The following is a 21,898-nucleotide window of genomic DNA, read 5'->3' on the forward strand; positions in this document are numbered from 1 at the left end:
AAGCATGAAAAAATTAATTATAGGTGTTTTATGTTTTGCACTAGGTTTATATAATTACTATCAGTTAAAGAAAACAGATACAATGAGATAAATTTCAAAAAAATAAACCCCACAGAAGGTTGTAATTTTACTTTCTGTGGGGTTTTTTATTACATCAAATAATTATTCTTTTAATATTTACTTTTTAAGTAATTTTTTACTTATTCATCTTCTTTTTTTCTTCTTAATACTCCAAGACCTACTGCTGAAGCTGCAAATGTTCCTATAGCACCTGCTATTGATGATGCATCACCAGTTTTTGGAGATTGCTGAGTTGGTTTTGAATAATTTGAGCTACTTGAAGAACTTGAATTTGAGCTGTTTGGTTTGCTTATACTTGCTCCATCTTTTCTTAAAGAATCTGCTACTTTTACAAGTTTTTTATAGTTTGTTACCTGTTTTCTTTCGCTCTGATTTAAGTCGTTAAACATTTTTATAGCATTGTTTACTGCTTTTATATTTGCACTTGTCTTTTCATAAGTTAATTTATCTATAGCTTTAACAACTTTTTTAACTTTTTCTCTATTTATAGTAACTGTTTTAGTTATTTTTATTCTACCGTCATTTTTGTAGTTTACAGTTTTTTTAGCTTTTATGTATTCAGCTATTACTTTATCTAATTCACCGTAATTTTTTTCAACACTTGAGCCAGATATAGAGCTATAATCAGTAGACATATAGTCATTCATAGCTACTAAATACTGTTTTGAATCATTAAGTTTTGTGCCTTTTACCTTCACTTCTGTTACTCTACTACCTGCTTTTTTATTAGCATCTAATTTATATGTAACATTTCCAAGATGTAAGAATGTAGAACTAGCCTCTGGATATATTTCTGCACCTACTTCTATAGCATCTCTTATCTGTTTACCAGTTAATTTTTTAGTTATAACTGTATTTCCAAATATAACAGATTCTACTATATCTCCGTATCTTACTTCACCTTTTGGTATAGTTCTTAATATACTTCCTGCGTTAGTCATAGCTATATCTGCACCAGTCTTTTTAAGTAATGCATCATTTATTAGGTTTGCAAAATTACTTTCTTCTTTACCTATTGTATAATAATCACCTATTAAAGCTGTTGAAGTTTTTCCTAGTACATCTCCATTATTGAAGTTTGTTTCATTTTTATCTTCTTCTTTGCTGTCTTCCTTGTCCTGAGTAGAATTTTCTTCTTTATTTTTGTCCTCTTCCTTTTTATTTTCTTCTTTAGATTCTTCTTTTTTAGATGAAGACTGTTTGTCTGAATCAGTTTTTAAAGAAATTAGTTCATTAGATGAGCCTTTCTGCTTATAAGTTATTTCTATTTTTACTTTTTCAGAATCATCTTTCTTTTCTTTACTTTCATTTTCTTTTGATGTTCTCTTAACATCTTCTTTTTTAGTTTCTTTAGATTCTACTTTCTTAGATTCAGTTGTTTTTTTGCTTGATTCATTAGATTTGCTTAATTTTTCAGATACTTCTTTAGTACTAAATACATCTACATCCTCACCATCAACGCAGATAAACGCTTCAGCACCATTTTTTATAAGATTTGTTATATCAGATTTTAAATTAGTAGATTTTTTAGAATCTATAACCGCTATATCTATTCCTTCCACTATTTCACAAAGTTTGCCGTCTTTTATTTCTTTTTTATTTTCTTTTCCATTGACTAATATATCTATTGAGTCTTTAGAATCTTTTCTTTCATATAATAATACAAGTTTCTTATGATCATTTTTCTGACCTGCCGATATTTCTTTTGCAAAAACTGTATTTCCTTGGATTACTATTGATAATACCATTGCCGTACTTATTATTCTTTTGTATACTTTTTTCATTTGTCTCCCCCCTTATATAAATTCAGGTTATTATGTAGTCATTTGTCAAATTTCAATTTTTAAGAAAAAATCTTTTTCCTACTTTTATTATAGCAAAAATATATTCATTTTAATCATATTGATGTTACAATTATTATATTATATATTTGACATTTTATAATTACAAATAAGTTACAATTTTAATTTTTATAAAAATTTTTTATAAATTTTTTAATATAATATTATTAAGTAAGTATAATTTGAAATTTTATTATATTAAATTTACTATTTTTAGGAGGCAATTAATGGTTAATTTAACACTTTTAGGCTGCGGTGGAAATGTTCCACTGCCAAATAGATTTTTATCATCTCTTTTTATGAATTTTAACGGTAGAAAAATTTTAGTAGACTGCGGTGAAGGAACACAGGTTTCTATGAAAATGAAGGGTTGTGGTTTTAAGGATATAGATTTAATTTGCATAACACATACTCATGGAGACCATATAATCGGACTTATAGGACTTCTTTCAACTATGGGTAATAGCGAAAGAAAGGATCCTGTAACAATAATAGGTCCTGTTGGTATAAAAGAAGCACTTGAAGCTATTCAAGTACTTATAACACTTCCATATAAATTGAACATAATAGAAAATCCAGAGGGTAGATTCTCTCTTATAGACCCTGTTTTAGCAGATTTATCTATAGAAACAATAGAATTAGAGCATTCAACTGAATGTATAGGATATAATTTTTATTTTGCAAGACATCCAAAATTTAATGTAGAAAAAGCTCAGTTAAATAATGTTCCTAGAAAATATTGGAATATGTTACAAAAGGGAATGACTATAATGGATGAGGATTTAACATATACTCCTGAAATGGTTCTTGGAGATAATAGAAAAGGTATTAAAATTTCTATGATTACAGATACTAGACCATTAGATACTATTCCAGAATTTATTGAAGATGCGGATTTATTTATATGTGAAGCTATGTATGGAGATGATATGGATATTTCAAAGGCTATTAAAAATAAGCATATGCTCTTTAGAGAGGCTGCTTCACTAGCTGTTAAGGGAAATGTCAAACAACTACTTCTAACTCATTTCAGTCCTTCTATTGAAGACCCAAATAGATTTGAAGAAAATGCAAAATCAGTATTTGAAAATACAATCATAGGATACGATCGATTCAGTACACAAATAAAATATCCTGAGGAATAATAAAAAGGAGGCTACAAGCCTCCTTTTACAAAATATTTACTACTGTACTGATCTTTTTGTTACTCTTTTTTTACTACTATCTTTTTTAGCTTTTGCTGGTGCCTGTCCTGGGAATAGTATTTTAGGCTGTTCATTATTTTTTCTATATATAGTGAACTTAAATCCTATAGCCTGAACAAATTCCGCTCTTAATTCTTCACATATTGCATTTGCTGTTTCTTTAGCGTCTAATCCAGCATTTTCTAATATAGTTATTTTAACTAGTTCTCTTGCTCTTAACTGGTTGTCTAATTCATCTAAGAATGCTCCAGTTACACCTTCTTTACCTATCTGTGCAGTAGGTTTTAAAGTATTTGCAAGTGATCTAAGATAAGCTCTCTGTTTACCTTTTAGCATGTCTTTTCTCCTCTATTTTTATAATTTAATCTTTTTAAAATTTATATCTTAGTTATAGAATTCGAATTCTAATTCGTAAATTCTTACTAAATCTCCATCATCTATACCCATTTCTCTTAACTTATCAAATACTCCCTGACTTTCCATAGCATTCTGGAAGTACTGAAGTGATTCCATATCGTCGAAGTTTACAGAGTACATTATTCTTCTAAGTGCCTTACCAGTTACTTCGAATACTCCATCTTCTCCAAGTTCTATGTGTAGACCTTCTTCTTCATTATTTGCATCAAGTTCTGGTCTGTATATTTCATTTTCTGATACTAATTCTATTTCTTCTGCTTCAGCAAGTAACTGTGTTACGTATTTTATAACATCATCTACACCTTCTCTAGTTGCTGCTGACATTTTAAATACTTTGTACCCTCTTGATTCTATTTCTTCTTTGAAGTTTTCATATACTGAATCATCGAAAAGTATATCTGATTTATTAGCTACTACTACCTGAGGTCTTGTAGCTAATCTTTCGTTGTATAATTTTAACTCTTCGTTTATCTTTTCGAAATCGTCTATTGGATCTCTTCCTTCTAATCCAGATATATCAACTATATGTATAAGTACTTTTGTTCTTTCTACATGTCTTAAGAATTCGTGTCCTAACCCTATACCTTCAGATGCACCCTCTATTATACCTGGTATATCTGCAAGTACAAAGCTTTCACCAAATCCTGTCTGAACAACACCTAAGTTTGGAGTAAGTGTTGTGAAGTGATAGTTAGCTATCTTTGGTTTAGCTTTTGTTACTACTGATAAGAATGTTGATTTACCAACATTCGGAAATCCTAATAGACCAACATCTGCTATCATCTTTAACTCTAGTATTACCCATCTTTCTTCACCATCAGTACCTGATTTAGCAAATGCAGGTGCCTGTCTTACAGCATTGGCAAAGTTCATATTACCTTTACCACCGTATCCACCTTTTGCTATAACTGCTCTATCACCTTCATGTTTTAAATCGGCTATTACAAGTCCTGTAGCTTCATCTCTTACTATTGTCCCCTGAGGAACTTTTAATACAAGGTCTTCACCGTTTTTACCAGCTCTTCTTTTTTTAGAACCGTCTCCACCATTTTCTCCATTGTATTTTTTCTTATATTTAAAATCCATTAGTGTTCTAAGGCCTGTATCAACTTCAAATATTATACTAGCACCTCTACCACCGTCTCCACCGTCTGGGCCTCCAGCTGGAACATATTTTTCTCTTCTGAATGATACAGCTCCATTTCCACCATTTCCGGCTTTAACAAATATTCTGGCTTTATCTATAAACATATCTTTTCACCTTCTTTTCTTTTATATTGATATTTATTCCGTTCACTCTAATTTATATTAATTTTTCTAATCCGTACAATTTTATTTGAATATTATAAAAGGAGTGTTTTTGATACACTCCTTTTTCATTCTTAGCTGTAGTCCTGTAATTATTCAGCTATTGAAACTGGGTATACAGAAACTTTTTTTCTTTTTTTGTCTTTTCTTTCGAATTTAACAGTTCCGTCTATTAATGCGAATAAAGTGTCATCTCCACCTTTACCAACATTGTTTCCTGGATGTATTTTAGTTCCTCTCTGTCTAACTAATATACTTCCTGAAGTAACTAACTGTCCATCGAATCTTTTAACACCTAATCTTTTAGAAACAGAATCTCTACCATTTTTAGAAGACCCTACCCCTTTTTTAGATGCTAATAACTGTAAGTTCATCTTTAACATTTGGAAGTCACCCCCTATTTTTTAAGAATTTTTATATTTTTTGGGTATTCCCGTTTGATTTCTTGAATCGCTAGTTGAAAGTGCTGTAATAGAAGTTGAGCTTTTTCTATACAATCATCTTTGACTATACAAGAAATATTTCCTTCTTCTGCTTCAACGCTTTCGAACTCGACCTTCTGTAAAACATCTAGAGAATTAATCGTCGCTATTGCATGAGTTGTAACAGCTGCACAAACTATATCTCTTCCGTACTCTGCGTATTCAGCATGTCCTTTTACAGAAAATCCCTTTAATTGGAAATCGTCATTGTAAAAATATTTAACTTTAATCATGATAATTAAGCGTTTATTTTTTCAACTACTATTTTAGTGAATGGCTGACGATGTCCCTGTTTTCTTCTGTAGTCTTTTTTAGCTTTGTATTTGAATACAACAACTTTTTTAGCTTTTCCCTGTTCTAAAACTTTAGCCTGAACAGATGCTCCTTCAACTACTGGGCTTCCTAATACTAATTCACCGTCTTTTGAGCAAGCTAATACATCGTTTAAAGTAACTACGTCACCAGCATTAGCTTCTAATTTTTCAACGAATAGTACGTCACCTTCTGAAACTTTATACTGTTTTCCACCAGTTTTTACTATAGCGTACATAAATACACCTCCTCGGTCACAAACTCGCCATTAAAGGTACCCATTGGGTTTTCAACCTTTTCTGAGCGGCATTACAGTTATTTATTATACGTTATGTAAGTACATGTGTCAACTTCTTTTTTGCATATTTTTGTAGATTTTTTTATTTTTTTTATTTCACAATTTCAACAGCAAAATCTTTTATATCTGTACTTTCTGCTATCTCTATTTCTATTCTATATTTTAGACCTATCCTTTTTATTATATTCATGTAGTTGTTTATTATAGTAGGCTTTATACTTGAGTTAAATATAATCTTAACTCTTTTATAGACCGTATTTTTAGATATATTCATTATTTTCTTTTCTATTAAATCTAAAATTGAATTTATAGATAAATCTTCGTATTTTGTACCACATCTCTTACAGTCTTTTAGGAAATAATCTTCTAATGGTTCTTTTTCCCTTCTTCTAGAAATTTCTACAAGCCCTAGAGATGTCATACCCTTAACTTCATTTTTTCTTTTATCCTTTTTAAATTCTTCCTTCATTATATTTAATAGTTTCTTCTTTGAACTACTTGTAATTTGATCATCTATAAAATCTACTATAATTATCCCAGCTATATCTCTTACTATTATTTGATTGACTGTTTCTCTTGCTGCTTCTTCATTTATTTTCATAGCAGTGTTTGCCAATTTTGAGCCACCTGTAAATTTACCACTGTTTACATCTATTACAGTAAGCGCCTCTGTTCTTTCAATTATTAGATAACCACCATTTTTTAGCCAAACTTTTTTTGATAGATACCTATTTAACTGTTTCTCAACTCCATAAATGTCGAATACATCTGTATTTTTATCTAACTTCAATATATCAAGGTACTTTCTATCTATTTCTTTCAAAATTTCTCTTAGCTCATTGTATTTAGACTCATCATTTGTAACAATAAGCTCAATTTCTTCAGATATATTATCTCTCACATATTTTATTGCAGTATCAGACTCAGTATATAAAAGTTTTGGCCCTTTTCCTCTTTTAAACTCTTTTTCTACATTGACATATAAAGATTTTAATTCTTTTATATCATTTTTAAAATCAGTCATGCTACAGCCTTGAGCTTCTGTTCTTATTATATATCCAGTCTCATTTTTACAATTTGTGTAAAATAATCTTTTAAGTCTAAGTCTTTCTTTTTCATCAACTATTTTATTCGACATAGTAACTCTTGTATTGCTCGGTATATATACTAAATATCTTCCAGAAAAACTGATTTCTTCTGTTATCTTAGCACCTTTTGTACCAATCTCATCTTTTGTAACCTGAACAATAACATCATCTCCAGTTTTTAGGCTGTTCTCTTTTTCTAACTTAAGATATGCATTTTTTTCTCTTCCTATATCTACAAAGCAAGCATTCATTCCTGGAAGTACCTTTTGTACCCTACCTCTATAAATATTAGATACTATACTTTTTTCAATTGTATTATCTATGTATATTTCCTCAAGCTTTCCATCATTTAAAATAGCTGTCTTTTGAGAAGATTCTAGTGATTCTATTATTATTTTCTTCAATAATATCACCTCTTATCTTATAGAGGAGTTACTAACTCACCATCTTCAACATAGTATAAATCTCTTCTTAATATATCCACATCTAATGGATTTAACTCTATTCCAAATAGAGAAAGTATCTGTGGTATAAATAAGTTTGTATTTAAGTTCTGTATTGAACCTGTTGCTATTACAGCATTTAAAGTTAGAGAATCATCTTCTAAATCTAATACATCAAAAGTTTTTATAAGAGGTCTTATATCAACTTCTACTAATTTACCTTTTTTATTCTTTTTAGTTATTATTATTTCTTCTTTTCCCATAAAATCTAGTACTTTAGCTTTTACAAATTCCTTAGAAAGTTTTCTTTCTAGAGGTATAGTAAATAGATATTCTCCCCATTCTATCACTGATGATAATGCTGGAACAGTTTTATCTATTTCTTTACATTTTACAAATTCTAGTCCAACTGGTAATTCTGGAGCTATTTTTTCTAAGAATTCTTTTTCTGTTAATTCATCCTCTACTTCTATATCTACATATTCTCCCTGACTTTCTGTCCCAAGGGCTAAGGCATTACCGTAACTCATTTTAGGATGAGGATTGAATCCCTGTGAGTAACATAACTGTATTTCAGCTCTTCTGAAAGCTCTCTGAAGTGTTCTCTGTAAATCTAGATGAGATATGTATATCATATCCCCTTCTTTTTTGAATTTTACTCTCATTATTTTCATTAGCAAAGTCCCCTTCCTATATCGTGTACATTTATTCCACAACCGTTACATCCTTTTCTACAGTCTGGTGTTATTTCTCCTTTTAATGCTTTTTCTGCTTCTCTTATTAGGAATTTTTTGCTTACTCCTACATCTATATGGTCCCAAGGGAATACTTCATCTAATTCTCTAGTTCTATGTGCATAGAATGATATGTCTAAGCCACATTCTTCCATAGCTTGTTTCCATATTTCTAAATCGAAGTGTTCATCCCAACCATCGAATTTAGCACCTAATTCATGTGCTCTTAGAAGTACTTTACCTAATCTTCTATCTCCTCTTGCAAATACAGCTTCCATTAAACTTGTATCTGAATCATGGTAGTTGTAAGTTATATTTCTATTTTTAAGTTTTTTAACTAAATGTCTCTGTTTTTCTATTACACTAGATTTAACATCCTGTGGATTCCACTGGAATGGTGTAAATGGCTTAGGTACAAATGTAGATGTACTAACTGTTACATTGAATTTTCCTTTGAATTTTCCATTGTGAACATCTTTATATATATCTACAACTTCATAAGCTAAATCAGATATTCCATCTAAATCATCATAATTTTCTGTTGGAAGACCTATCATGAAGTATAGTTTTATGTTGTTCCATCCCATTTCAAATGCCTGTCTTGAGGCTCTAGTTAAGTCTTCTTCTGTTATACCTTTATTTATAACATCTCTTAATCTCTGAGATCCTGCTTCTGGGGCAAATGTTAGACCACTTTTTCTAACTTTCTGTATTTTATTTGCTATTTCCATAGAGAAGTTGTCTAATCTTAAAGATGGTAATGATATACCAACATTTTTACTTGCATATTCTTCAACTAGGTAGTCTGTTAATTCAGCTAACTGGCTGTAGTCACTTGTACTTAGAGATACTAGTGATATTTCATCGTATCCAGTTGTTTTTATAAGTTTTTCTAGTATTTCTTTTAATCTAGCAAAGTTCTTTTCTCTTATAGGTCTGTATATCATACCAGCCTGACAGAAACGACATCCTCTTGTACATCCTCTGAATATTTCAAGCACTATTCTGTCGTGTACTGTATCTATATAAGGAACTATGAATCTTTCTGGGTATTCAACCTTATTCATATCTCTTATTATTCTTTTTCTTGGATGTGGGTTTGCACATTCTCTATTTGGTGTTACGCTTTTTACTGTTTGGTCTTCGTTGTATTCTACATCATAGAATGAAGGTACATATACTCCCTCTATTTTAGCTATTCTTTCTAAGAATTTTTCTCTAGGTTCTCCACTTTTTTTCCAAGATTTGTATTCGTTTATTACCTCTATATTCATCTCCTCACCTTCACCAAGAAGTGCTGCATCGATGAAGTCTGTCATAGGTTCACTATTGTAAGCACAAGAACCTCCAACAAGTACAAATGGGTCTCCTTCTTTTCTATCTTCTTTTAAAAGAGGTATCCCTGCTAAATCTAACATATTAAGTATATTTGTATAGCAAAGTTCGTACTGAAGAGTAAATGCCACTATATCAAAGTGTCTTATAGATTCTCTCGACTCTAATCCAAATAGTGGTATGTTGTTTTCTCTCATTTTTTCTTCCATATCAACCTGTGGAGCGTATACTCTCTCACAGAATACGCCTTCTTCCTTATTGATTACATCATATAATATATGACTTCCAAGGTGGCTCATCCCAACTTCGTAAAGGTCTGGGAAACAGTGTGCATATCTTACAAGCTCTGGATTGCTTGTATCTTTATGTACTGCATTTATTTCGTTTCCAAGATATCTAGCTGGCTTTTCAACTTTTTTCAAAATTCTTTTTAAATCTACTTTTTCCATAAATTATCTATATCCTCCGCATCTTATTCTATTTTTATCTATTATTTCTATATAATATTCATAATTGAAAATACTTTATAGTATCCCTACTTTAACACTCTTTATTATATTATACAATTATAAAATAGTATTTTCCATTATAAAATTGTTAAGCTCAATCTTTTCTTTTTTTATTATATTACTCAAAACTTTATTTATTTTAAACTTTTAGCCTATACTCAAATTTTTCTTTGTATAAAGCTTTTTTTCTGTTATAAAAATAACTAATTGGGGTATATTTTTTTATATAAATATACTATTTTTTTATTTTCATAAAAAATTTCTTTGATGAAATTTTCTGATATAAAATTTCAAATTGACGAATTCGAAGATATGTTATAATGTATATATAAATAATTTATTTTGATTCTTTAAAAGCTTTTGCTTTTGTTAAATAAATATAAAATAGAGGAGGTAAATTTCAAAATGGCAAATACTTTTGAAATAAAAAAAGATCTTTACTATACAGGGGTAACTGACAAAGATCTTAAAGTTTTCGATATAATAATGGAAACTGAATTCGGTACAACTTACAACTCTTACCTTATAAAGGATGAAAAAACTGTTCTTTTTGATACAGCAAAAAAAGAATTCCAGGAAGAATTTTTATCTAATTTAAGAGAAGTTACTGATATAGCTGATATAGACTATGTAGTAGTTCATCACACTGAACCAGACCACGCAGGAAGTCTTAAAGCTTTACTTGATTTAAACCCTAATATAGAAGTTTATTGTACTAGAGCAGCTAAGCTTTACCTAGATAGCCAGATAAACAGAGACTTCAAATGCCACGTTGTAGCTGACGGAGAAACTCTTAACATAGGTAAAAGAACTCTTACTTTCATACATGCACCATTCCTACATTGGGTAGATACAATGTTCACTTATGATGAATACGACAAAGTTCTTTTCACTTGTGATGCTTTTGGTTCTCATTATGCATGCGTTCATTTAGATGATATAGTTCATGCTGATTATCATAAAGCTAATAAATTATACTACGATTGCATAGTAAAACCATTTGCTAAACATGTTTTAACTGCTTTAGATAAAGTTAAATCACTTAACCTAGACTTCGATACAATACTAACTTCTCATGGTCCAATATTAGACAGAAATCTAGGACATATAATAGCAATGTACACTAAATGGTCTAAAGATGCAGTTGCTGCAACTAAAAAAGATAGAGTTTGTATATTCTACTTGTCAGCTTATGGAAATACTTTAGCTATGTCTAAAGAAATAGCTAAAGGACTTGAATCAGAAGGTATGGAAGTTGAATTATTCGACTTAGAAACAACTCCTCTTGATAAAGTTCACGATGAGTTAATATCTTCTAAAGGTGTTATGCTTGGATCTCCAACAATAAACAAAACTATGGTTAAACCTATGTGGGATTTCTTCTCAATAGTTGACCCAGTTGCTAATGCTGGTAAATTCGCTGCAGTATTCGGTTCTTACGGATGGAGTGGTGAAGGTTTAGCTATAGCTCATGCAAATGCTAAAGCTGTAGGATTTAAAACTCCTTTAGATCCACTTAAAAAGAAATTCTTCCCATCAGAAGAAACATTTGAAGATTGCTTCGAATTCGGTGCAAACTTTGCTAAGAATATAAAAATATTATAAGAATATATTTTTCAATAAAAAAAGATGTCTCTAAAAATCGAGACATCTTTTTTTATTTAACTAAAGTTTATTTTCTTTCTTCTCATATATACATTCATAACAAGTCCAAGGTTTGCCATAGATGTAAGCATCGAACTTCCTCCATAACTTACAAACGGCAAGGTTACTCCGGTTACCGGTATAACAGCAACTGTCATACCTATATTCTGTATAATCTGATAACCAAACATTCCCAGAACTCCAATTACAATTAGGGTTCCATAGAAATCCCTCGCTTGTTGAGCAGCATAAATTAGTCTAAATATAAATGCTATATACAGACCTATTAAGAATACCATTCCTATAACACCAAGCTCTTCTCCTACAACTGCAAATATAAAATCTGAGTCCTGTACTGGTAAGAAATCTTCCTGGTTCTGACTTCCTTGATAAAGTCCTTTACCAGTTATACCACCTGAACCTATTGCAATAAGCGACTGCATTACTTGATAGTTACCCTTAAGCGTTATATCTTCTGGATGAAGGAATGCTTCTATTCTTTGTTTCTGATGGTCTGCCATAAGCATATACATAATAGGCATAAGCGCCACAACTATAATAATCGTTCTTCTTATAATTTTTCCATCTAATCCTGCTGTAAATACCATAGCTGCAATTATACACATGAAAACTAATGCAGTTCCAAGGTCTGGCTGAGCTAATAGTAGTCCTAAAAATGGTATAGCGTATATAATTAACGGCATTATATCTTTTATAGTTCTAAGTCTATCTCTCTTAGATTCGACTATTTTAGCATAACTCAATATAAATGTTAATTTTACTATTTCAGAGGTCTGAAGGTCTAATGGTCCTAAATTTAACCAAGATCTAGCTCCTCCTCTTTCTGCTCCTATACCTGGTATAAGAACTACAGCAAGAAGTATTATACTTATAAGGTATAACTCCTTATAGTACTTACCTATAAGTGTGTAGTCTACAAGTAATATTAAACATATCACTATAGCACCTAGCCCAAAAGCCGCACACTGTTTTCCTAACTGGAATATCGCTTTGGTTGTATTTGCATTTGAGTTTAAATGAGTAGCACTACTCAATATAACAAGTCCAAAACCAAATATAGTAAGAACTATAGCGATTAATTTCCAGTCTAATTGTTTAATCAATTTTAAACTTGATCTGTAATTTACCAAAAAATCACCGTCCTTTTAATTTAAGCTTATGACTTAAACTAAGACCTGATTGTTTATTTTCTTCCTTTTAAAGCTTTTAAAGGAATATTTGCTACAAGTGCTGATACCGGTTTATCTGTATCCTCACCTCTACATTTCGACATTTTTATTTCAAGTCCGTCTTTGTCTATTTCAGCATATTTAGATATAACCTCAATTATATCTTGCTGTATTAATTCTATAAGCTCTGGTGAACAGTCCACTCTATCGTGAACTAATACAAGTTTTAGCCTTTCCTTAGCTATATTTTTACTTGATTTTTTATCATTTGAGAAACTTTTAAATATATCGAACACTAATTATTCCCCCCTTACACTAATTACTTAGAAAAAACTTTTTTTAATTTTTGTAAGAAGGTTTCTTCTACTCTTAAATCTAATAGAGGTACGTCTTCTCCCATTATTCTAGCTGCAATATTTTTATAAGCTTGACCAGCTTTTGATTTTGGATTCATTATAGCTGCCTCACCTCTATTTGTAGAGATTATTACAGCTTCATCATCTGGGATTATACCTATTAACTCAATCCGAAGAATTTCAATTATGTCTTCTTTTCCTAGCATATCTCCACGTTCCACCATATCGTATCTAACTCTGTTTATAGCTAGTTTTACATCTGATATTTCATTAGCTTCTAGTAATCCTATTATTCTATCAGCATCTCTAACAGCTGATACTTCTGGATTAGTTATTACTATTGCTCTATCTGCTCCAGCTATTGCATTTTTAAATCCTCTTTCTATTCCCGCTGGGCAGTCTATTAATATATAATCAAAACTTTCTTTAAGCTGACTACATAACTCTTTCATCTGTTCTGGAGAAATAGCATCTTTGTCTCTAGTCTGTGCCGCTGGAATTAGATATAGATTTTCGAATCTTTTGTCTTTTATTAATGCCTGTTTTAATTTACATGCACCTTCAACTACATCTACTATGTCGTAAACTATTCTATTTTCAAGTCCCATTACAACATCTAGATTTCTAAGCCCAATATCTGCATCTAAAACTACAGTTCTTTTTCCTCTAAGGCTTAATGCAGTTCCCACATTTGCAACTGTTGTTGTTTTTCCAACTCCACCTTTACCTGAAGTTATAACTATTACTTCTTCCATTTAATTCACCTCTAAACAATTTTTATTTACCTATTTGTGTTTCAATCATAATCATATTTTCTGAAATAAATGCTATTTCAGATTCTATATTTTCAGTAATTTCTTCTTCCTGTTCATACTCTTCTGGTGCCTCTGCAATTATATCTGCTATTTGAAGTATAGTTGGCTTAAGGTTTTTAGCAGCTATATATGAGTTTTTATCTCCCTCTGAACCTGCATGTACAAATCCAAAAAGATTTCCAAATACAACAACATTTCCTCTCGCTACTGCTTTTGATCCAACACACATATCACCCATAATAAGTATATCTTTTCCTGAAACCACCTTTGAACCAGGATTCATATCAGTCATCACAACTATATTTCCATTTGATTCAATAAAATCTCCTGATCTCATTTTTGAGATATATTTTGTCTTATCAGTACATTCTCCCGATTTATCTTCTGAAACAACAATTTCTTCTTTTGAGTTTTTAATTTCAACAACTTCTTCTTGTTTACAATCTTCGTCCTTTTTAATGTGTTTTCCTTCTATTTTTTCCTCTTTTTTCTCTAATTTATCAATATTACTATTTTTTTTAGGAGAAATCTTCTTTTTATCCTCTTCTTTAAAAAATTCTATATTGAATTTAGAGGAAATAAGTTCTTTTAGTTTGTTTTTATTTTCTTCACTTAAAAAATCCGAATCTATTTTGTAAATTCTAGCTCCATTGAAAAACGATTTAGATGATTCAATTTTTGATACTATTGCATTAGCAATAGTATCAAAATCTTTTTCATCATTTAAATCTATTATTATCCCTTCTTTACTTCCCTTAAATTCTATTTTTTCATATTCTGAATTCTTCAAAACAATCCATCCTCCAAAATATGCATTCTTAATCCGGAAAATTAATTTCTAGGTTTTACACCGTAATTTACCTGTTTTTCAGATTCTTCCTGCGCTTTTTTCTCTTGATACTGCTTTTCTTGTTCTTTAGTCATATTTTTCTTCTGTTCTTCTGTAAGCTGACCATTGTTGTCTAAAAGACCAAAATATTGACCTAAAACCTCTCTTACAGGGAACATAGAATAAATACTACTATCTCCCTGAGGTATAACACATACTACCGCTATTTCTGGGTTATCTGCTGGAGCAAATGCAACACTCCATGTAAATGTACCATAATCATCTTTGAATCTATCTATCTGTTCATCAGTTAAATCAGTTTTTAACTCTTTCATAGCTTTTCTTAAGTACTGTGCATTAACTTTATCTGTATTTTCAAGTTTAACTTCTATTTTTCCAGCAAGCTGTTTTTCAATATCTTCTTTTTCTTCATCAGTAAGAGATTCATCTTTTAATTTTTCTTTTAATTCTTTTCTCTTAGCTTCAGATAATTCTCTTTCTTTTTTAGCCTTTAATTGATTAGCTAATTTTTCAGCCTTTTTAATATCAACACCATAAGAAGATGCATGAGATTTTAGATATTGATACTCATTAGCTGTAGGTATTTTACCTGTCATTTCGGCTGATCCTGTTTTTGCGGCAACTGGTATTGGGAAGCTAGACATTACTTTAGCACCTGTACCTTTTGTTGCAACAAGCTTCATACCTTTAGTCAATTCTTTTAATGACTCTGGGTTTTTAAAGTTTATTTTTTCTTTTTTATTTTCATCTACAGTAACTGAACTATAGTCACTAGACACTATTTTATCTACTACAGAAATATCTACTAAGTATCCGCCGTTTGCTATTGCGGCTACATATCTTGCTACCTGTGCAGGAGTATATGCATTTTCCCCCTGTCCGATACTAAGGTTGAATGTATCCCCTGTTCCCCATTGTGCTGAGTTGAAATAACTATATACAACTAAGTCTGCTATTGGTTCAATCTGATCTTCTTTTACCTTTAGCTCTTTTAATCTTTTCATTGCTTCTACTCTGCCTGGAGTTTCTTTTTCTGCTGCCCAGCTAACTATTTCATCTATTCTTTTTTCATATTCTTCTCTATTTTTTGCTCTAGTTATATCTGAGAATGAATTAGCCATTTTTTTATCTATGTCTGATCTTAACATACTCTGAACTGCTTTTAATTTATCCTCCGTATTAGGAACCTTACCTGCACTTTCGCCAATTTCATCGTCTAGACCAACTTTTTTATCGAAACCGAACATTTTTGCATATTTTAGTATTTTTTCAGCTCCCATATCTATACCTAAATCTTTATTAAGCATCCAGTTTTTACCAGTACCTAATGTAAAGAAGTATATATTACAAGATTCCTGTATTGCCTTATATAAATTTGTCCGTCCATGATTTCCACGACCGTGGTTCCAAACGTAGTCCCCAAATGTCTTAGCTCCAAATTTTATAACCCCTGGGTCATTGATTGTGTAGTTAGGATTTAATCCACTTTCAAGTGCTGCCATACCAGTTACCATTTTAAATGCAGAACCTGGCTGGAATGCCCCATGTGTAGCTAAGTTTATAAGTGCATTTGGTGCCAATGTATCATTTTGATTTTCTGGCTGTAATGCCTTATAATCTTCTTCACTAATTCCATTTGCAAATTTGTTAGGATCAAAATCTGGATAACTTGCCATTGCTAATGTATCTCCTGTTTTTACATCTATTGCAATTATAGCTCCTGATTTAGCTTTTGGAACTGCAGAAGCACTTACATCTCCAAGTTTACTCTTTAGAGTTGCCCCAGATTGAGCCTTTTTAACTACTTGAGTTAGGGCTTCTTGTGCTACTTTTTGTAATTCTAAATCAAAGCTTAAATAAACAGTATCTCCAGATACTGGTTCCTTTGAATCTATTTCACCACTTATACGACCAAAAGCATCTACCTGTACCTGTTTATAACCATCTTCTCCTCTTAACTGATTCTCGTAGTACTTCTCTATTCCTGATAAACCTACCATATCATCTTTATTATATCCTTTTTCAAGATATTCATCGACTTTTACTGAAGGTATTTTACCTAAATATCCAAGTACATGAGAAGCCAATTCTTTATTAGGATAATATCTTACTGGCTGTGAATCTACACTTACACCAGGTAAGTTTATAGAATTTTCTTCTATCTGTGCTATTGTATTTTCTTTTACATTTTTTGCTACAGTTACAGGACTATACTGTGAATATCCTTGAGACTTAACTAAATCTTTTACAAGCATTATTTTTCTAGCCTCTGTATCACTAAGTCCTTTATCGATATTTAATTTTTCATTATTTCTTAATGATAAAAACGCTTCTCTTGCAGTAGCTGTTTTATCAATATCGTATGACTCTAACCAGTCGTACTTATCCCTTTGAGCTGTAAATAACCACTTACTAACTAGTATCGGTGGATAATATCCCTTTTCATTTAATTTTGACTGTAAATCAACTGGATCTAATTCTCTATCTTTTGAGTCTAAAGTCCTATTTGCAATTAAATCATCTACTATTTTGTAGAAAGTTTGCTTAGCATTATATTTAAGAGGAATCCTATTTTCTTTTTTGTAATCATTTATTTCTTTATCATAAGTATAGAAATATTTCCCATGTTCTACATATATTGGGAATTCATCTATATATTCCTCTCCATTTTTTTCAAGAAGATTTATAAGCTTTAATGCTATTTCATTCGAGCTAGTGTTTGAATCTTCATCTTTATCTTGCTTATTTAAACTATCCCCAGATATTTTAACCGCAAATTGATTTTTATTTCCCGCAAGAAGTCTTCCATATCTATCTCTTATTTCACCTCTTGGTGCTTCTATAGTAAGATTTTTATATGTTTTATTCTGTGCAAGTTCTGTATAATGCTGATACTTTACAGTAGTAAGATATAGTATCTTGGCTAGTATTACAGCAAAAACAACAAGGATTATTTTTTTTATCATATCTAGCCTTGGTATATTTTTCTTTTCTTCCATAAAATCACCAACTATTCTTTTCTAAGTTTCATAATAACTCTTCCAAACAACTTATAGATTACAAATCCTACTAGTACATTTAAAAGAGGTAGTATTATAAATCCTTTTAGAATCATTATTAATATTCCATCAGTTTGGTAAGCTATTAATGACATAATCATCATCAAAAGCGACTGAAAAGCTGTCGATATAGCAATTAACGCCATTACCATACTCGTACTATCTACATAGAAATTCTTTTTATAATGTGCTATAACAGCAGAAATTATTGCATATACAAGTGCATTAAATCCAAAGATTCCTCCCACTGATATATCAACAATAAGACCTAAAAATAATCCTATTACACCAGCTTCTACCTCGTCCATATATAAAGAAGAAATAACTAATACTGGTAAAAGTATGCTAAAAGTAACGCCGAATATATCGATATAATTTATAACACTATTTTCAAGAACTATAAGAAGAACTCCTGTAATAAAAAGTATTAATCTTTTCATATCTACAATCTCCTTATCCTATATTTCTAGGTTTTATAATCATTACATCGTTTACATCTTTAAAATTAACATACGGTTTTATAACAACAGATTTTAAAGATTTATTCTTATCATCTATAACCTTTTCAATTTCTCCAATAGGAATATCTTCTGGGTATAATCCCATTCCTGATGTAACTATAATATCTCCCTGAACAACTTCATATCCTGAGTCAAACATATATCCATTTAAGTAACCATTACTTTCATATGCTTTTTCTTTTCCTGATGATGTACTAGTACTTATAACACCTTTGGCAGCAGTATTATTTACTATTTTGAAGCTTACAGCAGATTTACTATCTAAAAGCGAAATAGCCTTACAACTATTTCCTGAAACTTCATAAACTATACCAACTAATCCTTTACCGTTTATTACTATACTATTTTTTTCTACACCATCTTTTTCGCCTACATTAAGTACAAATGATTTATACCAATTTCCATCATTTTTTTCTATAACAGATCCAGAAACTATACTTTTCATTCTATCTGTACTTATATAATTAAGACTTTTTTTAAGCGATTCAAGCGACTCAACTTTTGCTGCTTTTGAGTTTAAATCTATTACTTTAGCTTTTAACTCTTCATTTTCTTTTTCTAATTCTCTCATCTTGTTACTATTTTTCTTAAAGTTCACTAAATCAGATGCACTCTGTTTTATAAAATCTAAAGCAGAGTCTATCGGAGATGCTGCTCCTGCTACACCATCAGATACAACCCCAACAGAAACTGGAGATGCACCTGAATATTTAATTACAGACACTCCTACAAACCCAACTAAAACGATAGCAACCACTACAGTTGCTATCATTTTAGAATTTATTTTTTTCTTTTTAAATTTGTCAAATTTCAATTAAATCACCAACTTTATTTTCCAGCGTTCATCATTAAAACTTTTTCAAATATTACTTCATCTTCTACAGTTTTTCCTGTTCCTAAAGCAACACAATCAAGAGGTGTTTCAGCTATTTCAACTTTCATACCTGTTTCTGAAGATATAAGTTTGTCAAATCCTCTAAGTAATGCTCCACCACCTGTAAGCATTATTCCGTTTTCCATTATATCTGAAGCTAATTCTGGTGGAGTTTTTTCAAGAGTTGATTTAATTCCATCTACTATTGCATTTACTGGTTCTTTTAATGCTTCTCTAACTTCTGTAGATGATATTGTTATAGTTTTTGGTAGACCAGATATAAGGTCTCTACCTCTTATTTCCATTTCTTTTTCTTTATCATCTTTGAATGTTGATCCTATATTTATTTTTATATTTTCTGCAGTTCTTTCACCTATCATAAGGTTGTATTCTTTTTTAACGTAAGCTATTATAGCATCATCAAATTCGTCCCCACCTATTCTTATAGATTTAGCGGCAACTATTCCTCCTAATGATATAACAGCTATTTCAGAAGTACCACCACCGATGTCTACAACCATGTTTCCTTCTGGCTCTTCAACTCTAAGTCCTGCACCTATAGCAGCAGCCATTGGTTCTTCTATTAAGAACGCATCTTTAGCTCCAGCTTGTCTAGCTGCATCTTCTATAGCTCTTTTTTCTACTTCTGTTACTCCAAAAGGTACACATATAGCTATTCTTGGACTTACTACACCTTTATTATCAGATGCTTTTTCTATAAAGTATCTAATCATAGACTGAGTAACATCAAAGTCAGCTATAACCCCATCTTTCATAGGTCTTATAGCTACTATATTTCCTGGTGTTCTACCTATCATTCTTTTAGCTTCTTCTCCAACTGCTAGAACCTCTCTGCTGTCATCTCTAACTGCTACAACTGATGGTTCTCTTAATACTATTCCCTGTCCTTTTATATAAACAAGTGTATTAGCAGTACCTAAATCTATTCCCATATCTTTTGTCATTTTTTGGAATCCACCAAATAATCCTTTTTTCTCTTTCTTTGCCATTTTACTTCTCCTTCCAATCCATTAAAGTATAACCTAATTAACTAAACTTTTGCTTAAATTTTTCTGCTTTCCTTAAAACTAAAATATATCCCATCGCCAATTATTATATGGTCAATGATTTCTATTCCTATTATTTTTCCACATTCAATCAATCTATTTGTTATGTTTATATCTTCTGTAGAGGGTTCTACATTTCCAGATGGATGATTGTGGATAAGAATAATTTTATTTGCACTTTTTTTAATAGCATTTTTAAAAACCTCCCTAGGATGTACAAGTGAAGAATTTAATGTCCCATGAGATACATCTATATCTGTTATAATCTCATTTTTAGTATTTAGAAGAACTGTTTTAAATATTTCTTCCTTTAGGTACCTCATCGATTCCATGTAATACTTATATATATCCCAAGGATTTTTAACTTGATACCTTACAACCTCAGATTCTGCAATTCTTACACCTAATTCAAGTGCCGCCTTAATAAGAGATGCTTTTGACACTCCTATTCCATCTATTTCGCATAGCTCTTCTATTGAAGCGCTCTTAAGAAATCTAATGCCCTCATTATCTACCTTTAATAATTCATCTGCAAGCTCCATAACAGATTTATTCTTGCTTCCAGTTCTCAAAAGTACCGCTATTAGTTCAGCATTAGACAGGCTTTTAACACCATCCTTTAACATCTTTTCTCTAGGGAATTCGTCTTTTACGCTATATCTTATTTTTTCATTTATATAGTTTTTCACTGTCTAAAATACCACTTCTTTATTTAAATCAACTAAATCTACCTTTATTTAATTTAAGTAAATCTATATTGAAATAATTTTTAAATATTTCAGATGCAGAAGATATAGGAAATCCTACTATATTGAAATAATCACCTTTTATATATTCTACAAAAAGACCGCCTAGTCCTTGTATTCCATAGGCACCTGCCTTGTCCATACACTCTCCAGTCTCTATATAAGAATATATATCTTCATCAGATAGATTTTTAAATTTCACTTTACTCACACAAAAATCACTTACTTCGTTTTTTAAATCTAAACATAACATACTTATCCCCGTTATTACACTGTGTTCCCTTCCAGACATTTCCCTTAACATATTAAATGCATCTTCTTTGTCTTTTGGTTTTCCAAGTACATTACCATCTAAAACTACCACAGTATCAGCACCAATTACTATACTATCAGAGTTTCTAGTAGCAACATCATGTGCTTTTTCATAAGAAAGTCTCTTAACTAAATCTTCAGGACTCTCACCTTCTATTGTAGTTTCATCTATCTCACTTTTAATTATATCAAATTTTAAATTCATATTCTCTAAAATTTCTTTTCTTCTCGGTGATCCCGATGCCAGTACAATTTTCACTTCATCACCTCTTTATTACAGTGTTTACGTACTTATTTAGTCTATCATTATATTATGAAAATTTCAATATATATGTCCTTCCTTTTTAGTTACACTATTGTTATTTACTCATATATAGAATATTATATCTCTCTAATTTGAATTTAAATTGC

General features: G+C 30.8%; 21 protein-coding genes. 2 read left to right on the forward strand and 19 right to left on the reverse strand.

Annotated features, from left to right (window positions below; translation table 11 throughout):
• Nucleotides 1–200: 200 nt before the first annotated feature.
• A complete protein-coding gene (locus ACK2WO_RS11300; RefSeq protein ID WP_414697914.1) occupies nucleotides 201–1,865 on the reverse strand; it encodes a 5'-nucleotidase C-terminal domain-containing protein in 1,665 nt (554 codons plus the stop codon).
• Nucleotides 1,866–2,149: 284 nt separating this feature from the next.
• Between ACK2WO_RS11300 and ACK2WO_RS11305 the strand changes: the two genes are divergently transcribed.
• Nucleotides 2,150–3,067 carry a ribonuclease Z gene (locus ACK2WO_RS11305; protein WP_414697915.1) on the forward strand — a complete coding sequence of 306 codons (918 nt, stop codon included), beginning with the start codon at nucleotides 2,150–2,152 and terminating at the stop codon, nucleotides 3,065–3,067.
• A gap of 39 nt (nucleotides 3,068–3,106) precedes the next feature.
• Here ACK2WO_RS11305 and ACK2WO_RS11310 read toward each other — a convergent pair whose 3' ends face one another.
• From ACK2WO_RS11310 to ACK2WO_RS11345, 8 genes are all read right to left on the reverse strand, one after another.
• Nucleotides 3,107–3,463, reverse strand: a complete 357-nt coding sequence (locus tag ACK2WO_RS11310) for a YhbY family RNA-binding protein (RefSeq protein WP_414697916.1) — start codon at nucleotides 3,461–3,463, stop codon at nucleotides 3,107–3,109.
• A gap of 48 nt (nucleotides 3,464–3,511) precedes the next feature.
• On the reverse strand, nucleotides 3,512–4,795 hold the full coding sequence (gene obgE / locus ACK2WO_RS11315; RefSeq protein ID WP_178412080.1) for a GTPase ObgE: 1,284 nt from the start codon (nucleotides 4,793–4,795) through the stop codon (nucleotides 3,512–3,514).
• 149 nt (nucleotides 4,796–4,944) lie between these two features.
• Nucleotides 4,945–5,235, reverse strand: coding sequence for a 50S ribosomal protein L27 (rpmA, locus tag ACK2WO_RS11320; RefSeq protein WP_040410667.1), 291 nt, complete (start codon nucleotides 5,233–5,235; stop codon nucleotides 4,945–4,947).
• Nucleotides 5,236–5,249: 14 nt separating this feature from the next.
• Nucleotides 5,250–5,567 carry a ribosomal-processing cysteine protease Prp gene (locus ACK2WO_RS11325; protein WP_006440835.1) on the reverse strand — a complete coding sequence of 106 codons (318 nt, stop codon included), beginning with the start codon at nucleotides 5,565–5,567 and terminating at the stop codon, nucleotides 5,250–5,252.
• A 5-nt stretch (nucleotides 5,568–5,572) separates the two neighbouring features.
• Nucleotides 5,573–5,884: a 50S ribosomal protein L21 gene (rplU, locus tag ACK2WO_RS11330; RefSeq protein WP_178412079.1), complete on the reverse strand. Its 312-nt coding sequence runs from the start codon at nucleotides 5,882–5,884 to the stop codon at nucleotides 5,573–5,575.
• A gap of 151 nt (nucleotides 5,885–6,035) precedes the next feature.
• On the reverse strand, nucleotides 6,036–7,445 hold the full coding sequence (locus tag ACK2WO_RS11335; RefSeq protein WP_414697917.1) for an Rne/Rng family ribonuclease: 1,410 nt from the start codon (nucleotides 7,443–7,445) through the stop codon (nucleotides 6,036–6,038).
• Nucleotides 7,446–7,453: 8 nt separating this feature from the next.
• Complete coding sequence (locus tag ACK2WO_RS11340; protein WP_414697918.1) at nucleotides 7,454–8,149, reverse strand: TIGR03936 family radical SAM-associated protein; 696 nt, start codon at nucleotides 8,147–8,149, stop codon at nucleotides 7,454–7,456.
• Entirely contained in the window at nucleotides 8,149–9,993 is a 1,845-nt protein-coding gene (locus ACK2WO_RS11345) for a TIGR03960 family B12-binding radical SAM protein (protein ID WP_414697919.1), read from the reverse strand. The genes ACK2WO_RS11340 and ACK2WO_RS11345 overlap by 1 nt, the downstream gene beginning before the upstream one ends.
• A gap of 465 nt (nucleotides 9,994–10,458) precedes the next feature.
• Here ACK2WO_RS11345 and ACK2WO_RS11350 point away from each other — a divergent pair, with 465 nt between their 5' ends.
• Nucleotides 10,459–11,658 carry an FprA family A-type flavoprotein gene (locus ACK2WO_RS11350; RefSeq protein WP_414697920.1) on the forward strand — a complete coding sequence of 400 codons (1,200 nt, stop codon included), beginning with the start codon at nucleotides 10,459–10,461 and terminating at the stop codon, nucleotides 11,656–11,658.
• Between the two features lie 56 nt (nucleotides 11,659–11,714).
• Here ACK2WO_RS11350 and rodA read toward each other — a convergent pair whose 3' ends face one another.
• From rodA to ACK2WO_RS11400, 10 genes are read right to left on the reverse strand one after another with little or no spacing between them, the layout of a single operon-like run.
• Nucleotides 11,715–12,848 carry a rod shape-determining protein RodA gene (gene rodA / locus ACK2WO_RS11355; protein WP_414697921.1) on the reverse strand — a complete coding sequence of 378 codons (1,134 nt, stop codon included), beginning with the start codon at nucleotides 12,846–12,848 and terminating at the stop codon, nucleotides 11,715–11,717.
• A gap of 53 nt (nucleotides 12,849–12,901) precedes the next feature.
• A complete protein-coding gene (minE, locus tag ACK2WO_RS11360; protein WP_178412313.1) occupies nucleotides 12,902–13,183 on the reverse strand; it encodes a cell division topological specificity factor MinE in 282 nt (93 codons plus the stop codon).
• Nucleotides 13,184–13,206: 23 nt separating this feature from the next.
• Nucleotides 13,207–13,998 carry a septum site-determining protein MinD gene (gene minD / locus ACK2WO_RS11365; protein WP_414697922.1) on the reverse strand — a complete coding sequence of 264 codons (792 nt, stop codon included), beginning with the start codon at nucleotides 13,996–13,998 and terminating at the stop codon, nucleotides 13,207–13,209.
• A gap of 22 nt (nucleotides 13,999–14,020) precedes the next feature.
• Nucleotides 14,021–14,848: a septum site-determining protein MinC gene (minC, locus tag ACK2WO_RS11370; RefSeq protein WP_414697923.1), complete on the reverse strand. Its 828-nt coding sequence runs from the start codon at nucleotides 14,846–14,848 to the stop codon at nucleotides 14,021–14,023.
• Nucleotides 14,849–14,889: 41 nt separating this feature from the next.
• Nucleotides 14,890–17,907, reverse strand: coding sequence for a penicillin-binding transpeptidase domain-containing protein (locus ACK2WO_RS11375; RefSeq protein ID WP_414697924.1), 3,018 nt, complete (start codon nucleotides 17,905–17,907; stop codon nucleotides 14,890–14,892).
• An 11-nt stretch (nucleotides 17,908–17,918) separates the two neighbouring features.
• Nucleotides 17,919–18,407, reverse strand: coding sequence for a rod shape-determining protein MreD (mreD, locus tag ACK2WO_RS11380; protein WP_414697925.1), 489 nt, complete (start codon nucleotides 18,405–18,407; stop codon nucleotides 17,919–17,921).
• 13 nt (nucleotides 18,408–18,420) lie between these two features.
• Nucleotides 18,421–19,302, reverse strand: coding sequence for a rod shape-determining protein MreC (gene mreC, locus ACK2WO_RS11385; protein ID WP_178412308.1), 882 nt, complete (start codon nucleotides 19,300–19,302; stop codon nucleotides 18,421–18,423).
• Nucleotides 19,303–19,316: 14 nt separating this feature from the next.
• Nucleotides 19,317–20,372, reverse strand: a complete 1,056-nt coding sequence (locus ACK2WO_RS11390) for a rod shape-determining protein (protein WP_414697926.1) — start codon at nucleotides 20,370–20,372, stop codon at nucleotides 19,317–19,319.
• Nucleotides 20,373–20,425: 53 nt separating this feature from the next.
• Nucleotides 20,426–21,118, reverse strand: a complete 693-nt coding sequence (radC, locus tag ACK2WO_RS11395; protein WP_414697927.1) for a RadC family protein — start codon at nucleotides 21,116–21,118, stop codon at nucleotides 20,426–20,428.
• Nucleotides 21,119–21,146: 28 nt separating this feature from the next.
• On the reverse strand, nucleotides 21,147–21,746 hold the full coding sequence (locus tag ACK2WO_RS11400; protein ID WP_178412307.1) for a Maf family nucleotide pyrophosphatase: 600 nt from the start codon (nucleotides 21,744–21,746) through the stop codon (nucleotides 21,147–21,149).
• Nucleotides 21,747–21,898 lie beyond the last annotated feature (152 nt).

Source organism: Peptacetobacter sp. AB845, assembly GCF_047528295.1.
Classification (GTDB): domain Bacteria; phylum Bacillota; class Clostridia; order Peptostreptococcales; family Peptostreptococcaceae; genus Peptacetobacter.